Origin of the sequence: Caproicibacter sp. BJN0012 (assembly GCF_035986805.1) — a bacterium.
Classification (GTDB): domain Bacteria; phylum Bacillota; class Clostridia; order Oscillospirales; family Acutalibacteraceae; genus Caproicibacter.
Map to the genome: position 1 here is coordinate 2,867,681 of NZ_CP142518.1, position 14,889 is coordinate 2,882,569.

At 53.8% G+C, this 14,889-nt stretch carries 11 protein-coding genes and 5 tRNA genes; 7 read left to right on the forward strand and 9 right to left on the reverse strand.

Annotated features, from left to right (window positions below; all coding sequences use genetic code 11):
- Window positions 1-5: 5 nt before the first annotated feature.
- The gene (locus VA597_RS14025) at window positions 6-1,700 is read right to left on the reverse strand and encodes a sensor histidine kinase (protein ID WP_326974778.1); all 1,695 of its coding nucleotides are present in this window, start codon (window positions 1,698-1,700) and stop codon (window positions 6-8) included.
- A 202-nt stretch (window positions 1,701-1,902) separates the two neighbouring features.
- On the opposite strand from VA597_RS14025, the gene VA597_RS14030 reads away from it, so the two are divergent.
- The 3 genes from VA597_RS14030 (at window position 1,903) to VA597_RS14040 (ending at window position 5,176) form a co-directional block, all read left to right on the forward strand.
- Window positions 1,903-3,078 carry an NAD(P)-dependent malic enzyme gene (locus VA597_RS14030; RefSeq protein WP_128743533.1) on the forward strand — a complete coding sequence of 392 codons (1,176 nt, stop codon included), beginning with the start codon at window positions 1,903-1,905 and terminating at the stop codon, window positions 3,076-3,078.
- A 34-nt stretch (window positions 3,079-3,112) separates the two neighbouring features.
- The gene (locus VA597_RS14035) at window positions 3,113-4,525 is read left to right on the forward strand and encodes a 2-hydroxycarboxylate transporter family protein (protein ID WP_326974779.1); all 1,413 of its coding nucleotides are present in this window, start codon (window positions 3,113-3,115) and stop codon (window positions 4,523-4,525) included.
- A gap of 81 nt (window positions 4,526-4,606) precedes the next feature.
- On the forward strand, window positions 4,607-5,176 hold the full coding sequence (locus VA597_RS14040; protein ID WP_128743537.1) for a hypothetical protein: 570 nt from the start codon (window positions 4,607-4,609) through the stop codon (window positions 5,174-5,176).
- A gap of 224 nt (window positions 5,177-5,400) precedes the next feature.
- On the opposite strand, the gene VA597_RS14045 is transcribed toward VA597_RS14040, so the two are convergent.
- Window positions 5,401-6,045, reverse strand: a complete 645-nt coding sequence (locus VA597_RS14045) for a GntR family transcriptional regulator (RefSeq protein ID WP_243112527.1) — start codon at window positions 6,043-6,045, stop codon at window positions 5,401-5,403.
- Between the two features lie 215 nt (window positions 6,046-6,260).
- On the opposite strand from VA597_RS14045, the gene VA597_RS14050 reads away from it, so the two are divergent.
- From VA597_RS14050 to VA597_RS14065, 4 genes are all read left to right on the forward strand, one after another.
- The gene (locus tag VA597_RS14050; RefSeq protein WP_128743540.1) at window positions 6,261-7,511 is read left to right on the forward strand and encodes a 3-isopropylmalate dehydratase large subunit; all 1,251 of its coding nucleotides are present in this window, start codon (window positions 6,261-6,263) and stop codon (window positions 7,509-7,511) included.
- A gap of 23 nt (window positions 7,512-7,534) precedes the next feature.
- The gene (locus VA597_RS14055) at window positions 7,535-8,041 is read left to right on the forward strand and encodes a LeuD/DmdB family oxidoreductase small subunit (RefSeq protein WP_128743542.1); all 507 of its coding nucleotides are present in this window, start codon (window positions 7,535-7,537) and stop codon (window positions 8,039-8,041) included.
- A gap of 207 nt (window positions 8,042-8,248) precedes the next feature.
- On the forward strand, window positions 8,249-9,646 hold the full coding sequence (locus VA597_RS14060; protein ID WP_128743544.1) for a L,D-transpeptidase family protein: 1,398 nt from the start codon (window positions 8,249-8,251) through the stop codon (window positions 9,644-9,646).
- Between the two features lie 88 nt (window positions 9,647-9,734).
- Window positions 9,735-9,887: a hypothetical protein gene (locus VA597_RS14065; RefSeq protein ID WP_164919081.1), complete on the forward strand. Its 153-nt coding sequence runs from the start codon at window positions 9,735-9,737 to the stop codon at window positions 9,885-9,887.
- Between the two features lie 103 nt (window positions 9,888-9,990).
- On the opposite strand, the gene VA597_RS14070 is transcribed toward VA597_RS14065, so the two are convergent.
- The 7 genes from VA597_RS14070 to VA597_RS14105 form a co-directional block, all read right to left on the reverse strand.
- A complete protein-coding gene (locus VA597_RS14070) occupies window positions 9,991-11,157 on the reverse strand; it encodes an AI-2E family transporter (protein WP_128743545.1) in 1,167 nt (388 codons plus the stop codon).
- A gap of 882 nt (window positions 11,158-12,039) precedes the next feature.
- A tRNA-Lys gene (locus tag VA597_RS14080) sits at window positions 12,040-12,115 on the reverse strand.
- 45 nt (window positions 12,116-12,160) lie between these two features.
- Window positions 12,161-12,236: transfer RNA gene (locus VA597_RS14085), tRNA-Gln, on the reverse strand.
- A 47-nt stretch (window positions 12,237-12,283) separates the two neighbouring features.
- A tRNA-His gene (locus tag VA597_RS14090) sits at window positions 12,284-12,360 on the reverse strand.
- A 12-nt stretch (window positions 12,361-12,372) separates the two neighbouring features.
- A tRNA-Arg gene (locus tag VA597_RS14095) sits at window positions 12,373-12,449 on the reverse strand.
- A gap of 9 nt (window positions 12,450-12,458) precedes the next feature.
- A tRNA-Gly gene (locus VA597_RS14100) sits at window positions 12,459-12,532 on the reverse strand.
- 92 nt (window positions 12,533-12,624) lie between these two features.
- The gene (locus tag VA597_RS14105; protein WP_326974781.1) at window positions 12,625-14,865 is read right to left on the reverse strand and encodes an ATP-dependent Clp protease ATP-binding subunit; all 2,241 of its coding nucleotides are present in this window, start codon (window positions 14,863-14,865) and stop codon (window positions 12,625-12,627) included.
- Between the last annotated feature and the right edge of the window lie 24 nt (window positions 14,866-14,889).

The following is a 14,889-nucleotide window of genomic DNA, read 5'->3' on the forward strand; positions in this document are numbered from 1 at the left end:
CGCTGTCACTTCCTTTGGCGTTTTCTGTTGAAGATAAGGGTAAATGTGGTGCCGGCCATAGGCTCGGAGTCCACTTCGATGCTGCCTTCCCTGCGGCCGACGATTTCATTCACCAGACTCATGCCGACCCCCCGCCCCTGCGCGGCTTTCGTGCTGAATCCCGGTTCGTAGATCCTGCTCAGGTTTTCCGGCTCGATTCCCGTTCCGGTATCTGTCACCAGAATCAGCAGGCCGTCTTCGTCCTCCGTGATCTGAAGCACGATGCTCCGCGGACCGTCTCCGCGCTGGGCATTGACAGCCTCGATGGAATTTTCAAGGAGATTGCCGACCACAGTTACAAGGTCGGAGGTGGACAGGTACCGGCTGTGCTCCGGCAGATCGCTGTTGGCCAACAGCGTCAGGCTGATATCCAGTTCCCTCATGTTGTTCAGCTTTCCAAGAAGCAGCGCCGCGACGCTGGAGTTGCGGATGTACTGCAGCACCGGGCCGATCACCTTGGCCTGAAGCGCTGAAATGCTTCCAATATAAGACAACGCCTCTTTTTGCCGTCCCATCTGAAGCAGGCCCGCAATCACCTGCAGCTTGTTCATGAACTCATGGCTGTTGGCACGGAGCGCGGAAACGATGTGCCGGGTCCCGTTCAGCTGTTCCGCCGTCCGCATCGCTTCGGTCCGGTCCGACAGGATCAGGAGGGTGCCGGACCGCCTTTCGTTCTTCCGCAGGGGAATACAGCAGGAGAGAATGTTGGGACGGGAGGTTGAGATGTTCTTTTTCTTTTCTTCCTTTTCCCTGAGCAGGCTTTCCCCCGATTCCTCCTGGATGAGGGAATCCAGAACCGCGCCTTCCAGCAGTTCCGACCGCTGTCCCAGCATCCCTTCGGCGGCCCGGTTCACCAGCTGGATTTTTCCCGGCGCGTCCACGAAGACAACGCCCTCGTCCAGGTTGTTGAGCACTTCATTTTGTGTCAGATAGGTATGCACCAGTTCCTCCGGACTGTAGCCGAGGAGCAGGTGCCGGATGAGAAAGGTGGCAGACCCTGCCAATATCAGCGTCGCCAGCATCAGAAACGCGGCCAGTTTGAGATAGGTCATCGTGATCCGGTTGCGAAGGCTCTGAATCCGGTCCATTGTGGTGCTGGTCATCACAAAGCCGATCACCTTGCCGTCCCCATTCTTCACCGGACAGAAAAACCGGCGCTGCGGACCCATCGTGCCCACGCCGTTCACAACATAGGACTCTCCGGCCAGGGCCCGGTTTTCGTCCCCGCCGACAAACTGCTCGCCGACGCGCGCGTGGACCACATGGTAAAGCCGGGTGGAATGCGCATCGGCAATGGTGACAATATCCAGATCCTCCGTCTTGCTGATCAGATCATCCAGGTAATCCGTGAGGGATTTGGGGCAGGTGCCCTTTTGCAGCGCATCCTTTACGGCTTCGCTGTCCGCAAGCGAGGAGGCGGTGGAAACGAGGCCGCTCTCGATTTTTTCCTGCAGGGAGGACAGGGAAAAATGCAGAGTCACGGTGAGGGTGACGCTGAGCAGGACGATCCATACCAGCGTAGACAGACTGAAAAGCTGGGCAAACATGGAGGCAAGGCCTTTGTCCTTTCGTCCTCTTCGGTTCCAGTGCACCATACCTTCTTCCTCCCTGAACAGAAAACCGACTTTAATCTTTATAAAAATTTTATCATCCTGAGTCATAAATTTCAACCGCCATAAAATGCCGAAAGCCGTTTTTTCCGCTTTCGGCTCATTTTTTTTACTTTCAAAACTCGAAGAATAGTTTCAAAAGGATTTTCCTCTTCAAAAGCATGTCGTATAGTAAAACGTGCAAAGATCCTGCCAAAATGTTTTGGAAAATCATGCAAAGCAACTAAAAATTTGGGAAGGAAGAGGTTGTCTTATGGATTATGCGAAGGAATCGCTCCGGCTGCACAGGGAATGGAAAGGCAAGATTGAAGTGGTTGCCAGCGTCCCCGTAAAGACCAGGGAAGATCTGTCCCTGGCCTATACTCCCGGCGTGGCGCAGCCCTGCCTGGAGATCCAGAAAAATGTGGAGGAGAGCTATGAACTGACCCGCCGCCACAATCTGTGCGCAGTCATCACCGACGGCTCCGCGGTCCTCGGGCTGGGAGACATCGGGCCGGAGGCGGGAATGCCCGTCATGGAGGGCAAATGCGTGCTGTTCAAAGCCTTTGGCGGAGTGGATGCCTTTCCGCTCTGTGTCAAGACCAAGGACGTGGATGAATTCGTCAATACCGTGTATCTGATCTCCGGCTCCTTCGGCGGCATCAACCTGGAGGACATCTCCGCGCCGCGCTGTTTCGAGATCGAGCGCAAGCTGAAAGAGAAATGCGATATCCCGATTTTCCACGACGACCAGCACGGCACCGCGGTCATCACGCTGGCCGGGCTGACCAACGCGCTGAAAGTGGTGGGCAAGAAGAAGGAGAACGTGCGCATCGTCACCTCCGGCGCCGGCGCCGCGGCCGTTTCCATCGTCCGGCTGCTGCTCTCCGCCGGATTCCGGGACATCACGATGTGCGACCGGGCAGGAGCGATTTACAAGGGCCGGGAAAAGGGAATGAACTGGATCAAGGAAGAGATGGCCGGAATCACCAATGCGGACCGCAGGGCCGGCTCCCTGGCCGACATGCTGAAGGGGGCAGACGTATTCATCGGCGTGTCCGCCCCCGGCCTTGTCACCACGGATATGGTCAGGACCATGAACCGGGACGCCGTCATTTTCGCCTGCGCCAACCCCACGCCGGAAATTTTTCCCGATGAGGCGAAGGCGGGCGGCGCGCGGGTCATTTCCACCGGCCGCAGCGACTTCCCGAACCAGATCAACAACGTCCTGGCTTTCCCCGGCATCTTCCGGGGCGCTTTCGATGTACGCGCCAGGGATATCAACGAGGAGATGAAAATGGCGGCCGCAAATGCCCTGGCCGGCCTGATCTCGCCGGAAGAGCTGAACGAGGACTGCATCATTCCCCAGCCCTTCGACAAACGCGTGGGGCCCGCCGTGGCAAAGGCCGTGGCGGAAGCTGCCCGGAAGAGCGGGGCCGCCCGGATCTGACCGGTCTACAGACTGATATAGAGGAGGAGAGTTTATGTCAAATTCCGATACTGCTGCAGCGAAGCAGAAATCTACATACCTTTTGTTCAATCTTCCATGGTATTATTTCGCGGCCTTTGCCGTTGTCGTCCTGGCGGCGACTTACCTGGGCGTCCTGCCCTCAGGGATGGGCGGCTGCTTCGCCTTTATGATCGTGGTCGGCACAATCCTGAACGAAATCGGGGAACGGACCCCCATCATCCGCTCCTATCTGGGCGGCGGCGCCATCGTCGTCATCTTTGGCTCCGCGCTCCTGAACTACTTTAATCTGCTGCCGGCCCTGGTAAAAACCCTGGACGACGGCACCAAGATCTACAACATGCACCTGCTGAACGATTTGGACCTGATGGGAAACATCAACCAGTTTTTCAAGCCGGAGGGCGCTTTCCTGGACTTTTATATCGCCGCGCTGATCACCGGCTCCATTCTGGGCATGAACAGCAATCTTCTGAAGAAAGCCGCCGCGCGGTATTTTCCGGCCATTTTCGGCGGTATCTTCCTGGCTTTCGGCATCACGCTTGCGGTGAGCTCGATTATGGGCTACGGCGCGGTAAAGGCCCTGCTGCTCATCGCCCTTCCCATCATGGGCGGCGGCATGGGAGCGGGCGCCGTGCCCCTCTCCAAGATCTTTGAAAGCAGCAACACCATGACCGCGGCAAAAGCCATTTCCATCATGACGCCGGCCGTGGCCATCGGGAACGCGATCTCCATCGTTCTGGGCGGCCTTGTCGTCAAGATTTTCAAAAACAAGGAATGGAACGGCCAGGGGCAGCTGATGAAGCTGGATGCGGCGAGCGCCGCGGAAATGGAGATCAGCCCCGAAATGGAAGCCAAGCGCGCCCATATTGACGTAAAGAATCTGGGCATCGGCTTGTTTGTTTCCAACTCCTTCTTCGCGTGGGGTTACATCGTGGGCTGGGCCTGGAACTCCATCTGCCCCGCCGTCAGCATCCATCCCTACGCCTGGATGATCATCAGCGTCGCCGTCTGCAAGATCTTCAACCTGCTCCCGGAGAACGTCGAGGTCGCCTGTTACCAGTGGTTCCAGTTCATTATGAAAAACCTGACAACCACGCTGCTGATGGGAATCGGTCTGTGCTATTTGAGCATCGATACCGTGATCCAAAGCTTCAATGCGACCTATCTGGTTCTATGCCTGGGCACCTGCCTGGGCGTGTTCTTCGGCGCTGCGGTGGTCGGAAAATGGGTCGGGTTCTACCCCGTGGAAGCGGGCATTACCGCCGGCCTGTGCATGTCCAACATGGGCGGCACCGGCGACGTGGCCGTCCTCTCCGCCGCGGACCGCATGGAACTGATGCCCTTTTCGCAGATCTCCTCCCGCCTCGGCGGCGCCATTATCCTTCTCATCGGCAGCCTGCTGCTGTCCCTGCTGGGTGGGATGCTGTAGCGGCCTTTCATTCTTGTCAAAGCCCGGATTCCGGCGCCGCTCGGTCAGGGCGGCGCCTTTTTCAAGGAGGGATCGATCGCGATGGAATGTCTCAACTGCGGCAGACCGGCGGAGTACGTCTTTCACGTGCTGGAGGTGCGGACCCTGCATATCCGCGATATTTTTGGAGAAAAGAGGGTGCAGGCGCTGGGAAAGTCCTTGGACTATGCCGTTTGCAGAACCTGCGCCGCGGCGCGCCTGGAACAGATCCGCAGGCCGGGGAAGCGGATGGTGAAAAGCGGCGCTCCGTTCGCGGCCGCGCTGGCACTGGGAATCGTGCTGATTTCGCTGCTCCCGACAGGCGGCAATGCCGTTCTGCGCCTGATGGGCCCGGCCGCCGCGATCTGTGGTATTCTGGGACTCGCAGCCACCGTCCGTGACGGATTCCGCCGCAGAAAGGAGTTCGGCGCTCTGCAGGGGGAAGAGGCTATGGCCCGCGCGGCGTGGGAATGCCTGCTGGAGGCGGCCCCCAGAAAGGCCGGCGACTCCGACCTGACCTATATTCCCGTCGACCGGAAAACGCTGGCCCTGAAAAACGGCGATCTGATGATTCTCTACCACCTTTTGCCGCAGATCGCCGCACAGGCTTACGATCTGATCCACTGCGGATGACGGAGCTGCCCAGCCGTGCGGCGGGAACGGCCCCGGACGGACTGGGGCATCCGCCGCTAATCCGCCGAACGTTCTGAATATCCTGCCGAGAGCTTTTGGGCAGTTGGTAAAGGCATGAGAGCCCCTGCAAAGAGCAAAAAAAATAACGCCTTGAGGTTGGCGCTACTTTTTCACTGGTGTGATGCCCTCAGGGCCGCTATTCGGGCCATGGACAATCGCGACTTTCAGGAAGATTCGCTGAAGCTGTCCAGAATATTGTTCATGCTTCGCCGGATATGGCGGCTCATTTCCCTGCGGGCCTCTTCCGGCTCACAGAAACCGATACAGCCAAGAATTTTACCGTGCTCCAGAACGGATTTCTCGCGGTGCTCCGCATTCGAAGTTGTTTTTCCGACCGAAGGCCCGTCCCACAGCCCCATCAGGAACTGATACAGCTTTCCGTTGTTCGCCGCCGTCCAGATGGTTGTATGGAATTTCATGTTGTAATCGATATATTCTTCTTGCGTCATTACGGGAAGGGCCTTCAGCGCCTTCTCCTGGTATGGACGGAGAAGCGAGGGGTCCATGTGATTCGCCGCGGCGCGAGCGGCGGCTTCGCCCTCCAGCAGAATCCTCATCTCGTAATGATCCGTAATAAATTTCTCGTCGATCCGCCTGACAATGGCGCCCTTGTTCATGCGGAGCTCGATTAGCCCCTCGGAAGCCAGCGTCTGAAATGCCTCCCGTACGGGCGTGCGGGATACGCCGAGCTGATTTCCCATTTCCGTCAGGGATAGCTCCTGCCCTTCCTGAAATTCCCCCGCAAGGATCGCTTTCCGAAGGATGGATGCGATCCGGATCCGCGCCGGCATCAGCTCCAAGTGTTCCATGTCTTTCACCTCGTTTTTTCACTATAGCATGGAGGCGGGACGGTGTCAACCGGATTCTCGGGAAGCGGTTTCCCCGGCACGGCGCCTGATTCAGGCGGAAAGGCAAGAGGCCTTTTTCCGATCCGGTTGACGGGTCTTTGGATTTGTACTAAAATGGAGGTAATATTGCATACGATATATCGTATGCAATCTATTTGACGACAGGAGGAACGTCCATGCACGCAATTGAAAAAATCCTTGCGAACGCATCCGGCAGGGACCGGGGGCTGACGGGCGAGATTGTCAATGCGAAAATCGATTTCGCAGAGATCAATGACCTCTATCTCCAGACGGTATACTCGTTTCGGGAGATGGGAGGCAAAAAAGTCTGGGACAGGGACCGCGCGGCTTTTGTATTCGACCATTACGCGCCGGCCCCCACCATTCAGTCCGCCGCCAACCAGGCGGAAATGCGCGCCTTCGCGCGGGAAAACAATCTGACATACCACTTTGACACGAACGCCGGCGTCTGTCATCAGGTGATGCCGGAGCGAGGCCTGATCTATCCGGGAATGATCGTCGTCGCCACCGATTCGCACACCACGACGCACGGCGCGTTCGGGGCGTTCGGCACGGGCGTGGGCGCGACGGATCTGGCGACCGTGCTGATCTCCGGCGAACTCTGGTTCCGCGTGCCGGAGATCATTGAAATCCGCATCGACGGCACGCCGCGGAAAGGGGTCCTGCCGAAAGACGTGATCCTGCATATTCTGGGCAAGATCAAGGCGGACGGCGCCGTATACAAGGCGATCGATTTCACCGGCAGCTATGTGGATCAGCTCGGCGTGGCGGGCCGCATGGCCATCTGCAACATGGCGGTGGAAATGGGCGCGAAGACGGCATACATGCAGCCGAATCAAAGCGTCCTCGACTATGTATCCAAACGGGCGGTCCGCCCCTTCACGGTCCGGACGACGGACCCGGGTTACGTTTATTCCGAAAGCCATGTGTTCGACATCAGCGGTCTCGGTCCGCAGATTGCCGTTCCCCACAGCGTGGACAATGTCCGGCCGGTAGAGGAAGTCCCGGCCGTCAAAATCGACCAGGCTTTTATCGGCGCCTGCACCGGCGGACGCGTCGAAGACATCGAGGAGGCGGCCCGGATTCTCCGTGGAAAAAAGATTCCGGAAACCGTCCGGCTGATCGTCATCCCGGCGTCCCGTGAAGTGATGCGCACCTGCATGGACAAAGGATATTTGCAGGAACTGATCGACGCGGGTGCGACGATTTCCACGCCGGGCTGCGGACCGTGCCTTGGAGCGCACGAAGGCGTTATCGCCCCGGGAGAGGTCTGCATCACGGCGTCCAACCGCAATTTCCCGGGGAGGATGGGAAGCGTGCAGGCTGAAATTTATCTCGCGTCGCCGGCGACGGTAGCGGCTTCCGCATTGAAAGGCTGTATCACGGACCCGAGGACGGTCCTTTGAACAAAGGGAGGGAGAAAAACAGAATGCAAACGACGATAACGGGCAGGGCCGCGGTCGTGCTCGGCAACAATATCGATACGGATCAGATTTACCCCGGCAGATTTTTGGACCTGATCGACCCGAAAGCGATCGGCAGCCACTGCCTGTGCGGAGTGGACCCCGAAATCGCCGGCCGTTTCCATCGGGGGGACATCATTGTGGCGGGAACCAATTTCGGGTGCGGCTCCAGCCGCGAGCACGCGCCGATCGCGCTGCTCAGCATGGGCGCCAGCCTGGTCCTGGCCGATTCTTTCGCCCGGATTTTTTTCCGGAATTCCATCAACCTGGGCCTGCCGCTTTTAATCTGCAAGGGGATCAGCCAGAAGGTCCGGCCGGGCCAGGCGCTGAAAGTCGATCTTCTGGAGGGGACGGCCGAGATCGCGGAAACCGGAGAAGTGCTCTCCTGTGAAAGAATCGGCGGGCACGCGCTGGCGATTCTGGAGGCCGGCGGGATCAAGCCGATGTTCCGCGCGAAAATGGGCCTGAAATAGGAGCTTTATTCCGGCGGCGGAATCTCCCGCCTGTCCCGGAAAAAACCGGTCTTTCGATGAAGTGATCTAAAGATAGCAGACACAAAAACCGTGTCTGCTATCTTTTATTTGCTGAAACTGGTCTTTCGCATCGAGTTTTAAAAGTAAAAATTTACACATATGATTATGATACATTTAATCCGAATGTGACGGAAGGTATCGCAAGATATGAAACATTTTGAAATAAAAAAACTGACAGAGAGCGAGGCCGCCGAAAGCATTGCAATTTTAGCAGTTTCAATCGCACTGATCTATTCATTGATTTCTGTATACTTTTGCAATCATTTCTTTTTTCATACGGAAATCAATGGAGTAAATGTTTCATTAAAAGCATACGATACCGCGAATCAGACGATCAGCGACTTTATTAAGGGCTATGAATTGCAGTTGACGGAAAGAGATCGCGAAACAGAAGAGATAGCCGGGCAGGATATCGATTTGCAATATAATGAAAAAAAACGGATTTCTGAAATTTGCCAAAAGCAAATTTCGTTGGAGTGGATCGGATCTTTGTTCAAGGGTCAAAAATTTTATATCAATAATTTATTCATTTATAACCAAGACCTCTTGAAAAATAAAATCAGTCAATTGGATTGTCTGAATAAAACTATTACAAAACCTAAAAATGTAAATTTCGAGTATTCAAATGGTTCTTACAAGGTGATCAGAGAAGTATATGGAAACGAAATCATAAAAGATAAATTAGACGAAGCGATAAAAACGAGCATTGAAAACGGAGAGACAAAACTGAATTTAGAAGAAAAACAATGCTACGAAAACCCCACATATACTTCGAGCTCTGACAAAACCCTTATGACCAAAAGGCTGCTGGACAGGTATGTTTCATCGAACATCACCTATAAATTCGGCGATAAAAACGAAACATTAGATGGAAATACAATCAACAAGTGGCTTCATGTCGGCGAAAAATTGGATGTTAAAATAGACAGGGCGGGAATTGTAAAATATGTAAACGAATTGAGCAGAAAATACGATACCGTCGGAACGCCGAGAGATTTTGCAGCATCTGTAGGAAAAACAATCGCGGTGAAAGGAGGGCTTTACGGGTGGAAAATCGATCAAAGCGCCGAGGCAGAAGCATTATTCGAAAATATCACACGTGGTGAAACAGTAAAAAGAGAGCCGATCTATGCTCAAACGGCTTTATCCAGGGGGAAAAATGAAATAGGCAGCACCTATTTGGAAATCGACATAACAAAGCAGCACGTATGGTTTTATAGGGAGGGAAAGCTCATCGCCGAAGGTCCCGTGGTAACCGGAAATCCAAACAGGGGATGGTCGACCGTGACCGGAACTTATTCGCTCAACTACAAACAAAAAGGCGCAACCTTAAGCGGTCCCGGCTCTAAAACCAACGTGACTTATTGGATGCCCTTTTTCGGAAATATTGGATTACACGACGCATACTGGAGATCCTCTTTCGGAGGACAAATATATAAAAGGAACGGGACCCATGGATGCATTAACGCCCCCTTCTATCTGGCGAAGACAATTTTCGATCACATAGAAGCCGGGACCCCGGTCGTCTGCTATGAAGAAGGATAAATCCATGATCCAGTCTATAAGCTCCATTGACATGTTTCGATAGAAATGCCGCCCAATAATGGGCGGCATTTCTAAGGGAGGGAGTATTATGAAAAAGTTATATATAAAAGCCTCACTTGAGGCCGCTTGTAATTTGTCCGGAGCCGTGGGGGGCATTTCATCCTTACCGCCGGTCTGGCACTTCGATTGGAACAATTACAGAATACCGGGAGATTGTGACCGGGCGATGAAGCTCTTTTGAAGATTCTGAATACTTTCTGTGAATAAAGTATGGACACTTTTCAGGAAAAAAATTCAAAGAAAAATAATGAACGTCATTTTTTCATCTTAACGGGCAGCCAAGTTCATTCTGAGGTTTGCTGCTCCGCAGGGCATCGTCTCTTCTTAAGCCTTTTGCTCACGTCCTCCCGGAGAAGGGTGTACAAGACGGAACAGACGGGGATGGAAACGAGCATTCCTGCCACGCCGAACAGGTTCCCGCCGATGGTCACGGCAACCAGGACCCACAGCGCGGGAAGCCCAACCCTCGAGCCGACCACATGCGGAAAGATCAGGTTTCCCTCAAGCTGCTGCAGAATGACAAAGAACACAACAAACCATATGGCCTGAATCGGACTGACAATCAGGATCAGCAGGGCCCCGATCACGGTGCTTAAAAAGGCCCCGATGATCGGGATCAGCGCCATAAATGCGACTAAAACAGAAACCAGAAGTGCATAAGGGAACCGGAACAGGCTCATGCCGATCAGGCAAAGTGTTCCAAGAATACATGCCTCCGTGCACTGCCCGACAATAAAATTGGAAAACGCCGTGTAGACCAAACTGCAAAGCCGCAGGAACGGCACGTGGAATTTGTTCGGCAAATACGCCTGGAAAACACGGATCGCCTGCCGGCGCAGCTTTTCTTTCTGAATCAGGATATTCAGAGCAATAACGAAGCTCAGCACGAGCGTCAGAGCGGCATGGAACACATTGGCGGTCACCATGACGGTCGAACCGACCAGAGTGCCGGCCAGCTTTTGGCCGTTCGCCGCAATCATCTGGCTTGCGCTTGCCCAGTCAATTTTTATACTGCGCAGATACTCGCCAATCGCCGGATACTCCGATGCGATCTGCGCCAGGCTTTTCTGCAGGCCGTTAAAAAACGACGGGGTCTGATTTGTAAGGCTTGTAATAGTCCGGACGAGCTCAGGGACGACAATCAGGAGGATCAGCGCAATCAAGCCGATCACAATCAGCAGCGAGGTTAATATGCTGACCGGCCTTCGGATTTTCGGCCAAATTTTCAGAGGTTTCCGGTTCAGGCCGGAAAAAAGCTTTGTTTCAATCGGCAGCATTACAATATTTAAAATAAAAGCAAAGACGAGGCCAAGCAAAATCGGAGCAAAAACGCCGCCCAAAATTCCAAGCAAGTCCGGAATCCGGTATAAATTCTGCAATGCCATATAAAATACAATTCCAAATGCGATGAGAAGGGCCAGCATTTTCATATTCTTTCTGTTAAGTTCCATCTTTTTTCCCTTTTCTGCGTCCTGTCTTTTCAAGGCTTATAAAAACATTATGCCTAATCCCGGAATAAATAGCAATATCTTTACAATTTTATTCCCTTTTTATTTTGGATTTTTCAGATGCCTGTAATCACTTTCTCCCGCCGCCGTCCAAAATTTAGCCTTTGTGACGGGCGGATTTCACAAGACAGCCCAACCCAAGGCCGAGCACATCATAAGCAAGCCCTGTTAACCGATCTTATTAAAAGTTACCGTCCTATCCTTAAGGGATATTTTCCCGGCCTGATACCCATATTGAAAAAGTTCCTTTTTGTATTGCAAAAAAGAATGGTCCATCTCAATTCCTAAAATATCATGTATTTCAGCAAAAGATAATTTCACAGATGTGGCATTCGTCTTTTGAATATACTCCCATAAAGCGTTATACTTACTCATGCTATCCTGTTCCCTTCCATTTCTGTGCTTCCGAAATCAAATGATCAGGCCGTGTTTTTGATCCGCAAGTCAGTCATTTATCGACTCGACGCCAAGCTGCCTGAGCTTGCCAAGTTTGTTCCGCGGTAAAAAGGCCCTGAATCCGCGTTTGTGTTATCTTTCGGTATAATAGTCATTTTTTCTTGATTTACTCCATTCCGATTTACTCATATAATTTATATATACATAACTATTTGACAACGGAAGGGGGAGAGGATAAATCCTCTCCCCCTTCCGTTGTCTTCCGGTGAACCATCGGGGAGCCTCCGGCAGCTTCGCCGCCGTGCAGTTCCTCGCTGAAACGGTCCTGCAAGGGTCATCTCTTAACGCTCGGACCCTTTTGGGTTCGAATCCGTACAGCAACTAAAACAAAAACGGAACACATTTTCCAGTGCTCCGCTTGTCTCTTTTTGGTGAACCATCGGGGATTCGAACCCCGGACACCTTGATTAAAAGTCAAGTGCTCTACCAACTGAGCTAATGATTCATATTTGGGCCGCCCTCAGCGCATAGCCCGCCGCGGGCGGACCTGTGGCTGGGCTGGCAGGATTTGAACCTACGAAATGACGGAGTCAAAGTCCGTTGCCTTACCCCTTGGCTACAGCCCAATCTATCAGTACGGTCTGTCGTGTCTGCAACCGTATCATCTAAAAAATGGGGTGGAAGATGGGATTCGAACCCACGGTCTCCAGTGCCACAAACTGGCGCTTTAACCAGCTAAGCTACATCCACCATATCGGATTGTGGCGCGCCAAAAGGGATTCGAACCCCTGGCCTACTGCTTAGAAGGCAGTTGCTCTATCCAACTGAGCTATTGGCGCAAAAAAGTATGGAGCGAGTGATGGGAATCGAACCCACGCGACCAGCTTGGAAGGCTGGAGTTCTGCCACTGAACTACACTCGCGTTTCAGCGACGGCTATCATTATAGCATGGTTCAGCGGCAGTTGTCAATGATAAATTACATTTCTCCGGCCTTTTCTTTTATTTTCGTCCGTTTATTGCATGACCTGTAGTTGAATGCCCTTTTCGTCGTCGGCAGTCACCGCAATCCCGGCCAGGGAATCACTTCCGCTCTCCACCAGGATGGAGGCGATTCTGTCTTCCACCTTACGGCGGATCAGATTGCGAAGGTCCCTCGCGCCGCTCTTTCCGCCGATTGCATTCCGGGCAAGCCACCGGGTCGCTTTTTCATCGTAGACCAACCGGGTCCCACGCTCCTTCAGCGTAGCGACATACTCATCCAGCATTAAATGGGCAATTTTTTCAAAGTCATCTTCCTTCAGCTGCCGGAACACGATGATCTCATCCACCCGGCTGATGAACTCAGGCCTGAGAAAATCGGAAAGAGCCTTGAGGACCCTCTCACGGGTCACATCGGCGTCGCTGCGGGCAAAGCCGAGAGTCCCCTCCTTCTTTTCGCTTCCGGCATTCGAGGTCATCACAAGCACCGTATTTTCAAAATTCACATTCCGCCCGTGCGCGTCGGTAATATGGCCCTCATCCAGAATCTGCAAAAGAATATTCATCACGTCCGGATGAGCCTTTTCGATTTCGTCAAACAAAAGCACGGAATACGGGCGGCGGCGCACCTTCTCTGTCACCTGCCCTGCCTCGTCATATCCCACATAGCCCGGGGGCGACCCGATGATACGGGAAACCGAGTGCTTTTCCATGAACTCCGACATGTCCAACCGGATCAGCGTTTCGGGCGTGTCGAACAATTCCTTGGAAAGAACCTTGACCAGCTCGGTTTTTCCGACTCCCGTGGGGCCGACAAAAATAAAAGAAGCAGGCCGGCGGCGCGGGCTGATCTGCACCCGGCTGCGGCGGATCGCGGCCGAAACGGCCGCCACCGCCTCTTCCTGTCCGACGATTTTTCCGTTCAGCTTCTGTTCCAGCTCCGCAAGCTTTTTCAATTCGTTTTCCTGGATCCGGCTCGCCGGAATTCCCGTCCAAAGCTCAATGACCCTGGCGACGTCCCTCTCCTCGACCTGGGAACCGAGCGCCGCGGGGGCCAGCTCTTTTTCTTTTAGCTCCAGGCGGGAAATATTCGTGCGTATCTCGGCCAGCTTCTGATAATCCGGCTCCGTGCTGTCGGCTGTCAGCTCTTCTTCCTGCGCATGAAGATCCGCCAGCTGTTCCGCGTTTCTGTCGTACTGTTCCATGGAAACATTTCTCAGAGCGGCGCATGAACAGGACTCATCCAAAAGGTCGATGGCTTTGTCAGGCAGAAACCGGTCGTTGATATAACGCTCCGACAGCGTGACGATTTTCCGGATGACCGGTTCCGTCACACGCACCCGGTGAAAATTTTCATAGTAGGATTTAATGCCGTTCAATACCTCGACCGTCTCCTGAATGGACGGCTCCGCAATCGTCACGGGCTGAAAACGCCGTTCCAGCGCCGCGTCCTTTTCGATATATTTGCGGTATTCGTTGAAGGTCGTCGCGCCGATCACCTGAATTTCCCCGCGGGAAAGGGCAGGCTTTAATATGTTTGCGGCATTCATGGAACCTTCCGCGTCCCCTGTGCCAACCAGATTGTGTACTTCATCGATAAACAGAATGATGTTTCCTTCCGCCTTGACCTCTTCCAGAAGTCCCTTGATCCGGCTTTCAAACTGCCCGCGGAACTGCGTTCCCGCAACCAGGGCCGTCAGGTCAAGCAGATGGATTTCCTTTTTGCGCAGCGCCGCGGGGACATTGCCGCCGGCAATCCGCAGGGCGAGCCCTTCCGCCACGGCCGTTTTGCCGACGCCCGGCTCACCGATCAGGCAGGGATTGTTCTTGGTCCTGCGGCTGAGAATCTGAATGACGCGCGCGATTTCCTTCTCCCGGCCGACTACGGCGTCAATCTGCTGTGCCCTGGCCCGGGCGGTCAGGTTCGTGCAATAGGCATCCAGATGCTTCCGCTTGGTCTTATGCTTTTCTTTCGGAGCTTTTTTGCTGGATTCTCCGTTCTGGACCTGCTCCGGGCTGTTGGCCCCGCCGGGATAAATATTCTGAATGAACGGAAACGTCGCGGCTCCGCCGGGCACAAAGCCGCTCAGAGCGCTTTCAGAGCCGTTTTCCCCTTCGCCGGGATCGTCCTGGTTTTCCTCAATCATATCGGTCAGCTCGGATTCCATCGCCTCCATCTGTTCATCCGTGATTCCCATTTGGTCCAGCAAATCATTCACCGGCTTTATTCCAAGTTCCTTGGCACAAATCAAACAAAGCCCGCGGCTTTCCCCCATATCAGCCGATGGGGTCAGAAATAC

Coding starts and splice junctions, on each gene's coding strand:
- VA597_RS14025 (WP_326974778.1), bottom strand. CDS start 1,700: ATGACTCAGGATGATAAAATTTTTATAAAGATTAAAGTCGGTTTTCTG.
- VA597_RS14030 (WP_128743533.1), top strand. CDS start 1,903: ATGGATTATGCGAAGGAATCGCTCCGGCTGCACAGGGAATGGAAAGGC.
- VA597_RS14035 (WP_326974779.1), top strand. CDS start 3,113: ATGTCAAATTCCGATACTGCTGCAGCGAAGCAGAAATCTACATACCTT.
- VA597_RS14040 (WP_128743537.1), top strand. CDS start 4,607: ATGGAATGTCTCAACTGCGGCAGACCGGCGGAGTACGTCTTTCACGTG.
- VA597_RS14045 (WP_243112527.1), bottom strand. CDS start 6,045: ATGGAACACTTGGAGCTGATGCCGGCGCGGATCCGGATCGCATCCATC.
- VA597_RS14050 (WP_128743540.1), top strand. CDS start 6,261: ATGCACGCAATTGAAAAAATCCTTGCGAACGCATCCGGCAGGGACCGG.
- VA597_RS14055 (WP_128743542.1), top strand. CDS start 7,535: ATGCAAACGACGATAACGGGCAGGGCCGCGGTCGTGCTCGGCAACAAT.
- VA597_RS14060 (WP_128743544.1), top strand. CDS start 8,249: ATGAAACATTTTGAAATAAAAAAACTGACAGAGAGCGAGGCCGCCGAA.
- VA597_RS14065 (WP_164919081.1), top strand. CDS start 9,735: ATGAAAAAGTTATATATAAAAGCCTCACTTGAGGCCGCTTGTAATTTG.
- VA597_RS14070 (WP_128743545.1), bottom strand. CDS start 11,157: ATGGAACTTAACAGAAAGAATATGAAAATGCTGGCCCTTCTCATCGCA.
- VA597_RS14105 (WP_326974781.1), bottom strand. CDS start 14,865: ATGGGGGAAAGCCGCGGGCTTTGTTTGATTTGTGCCAAGGAACTTGGA.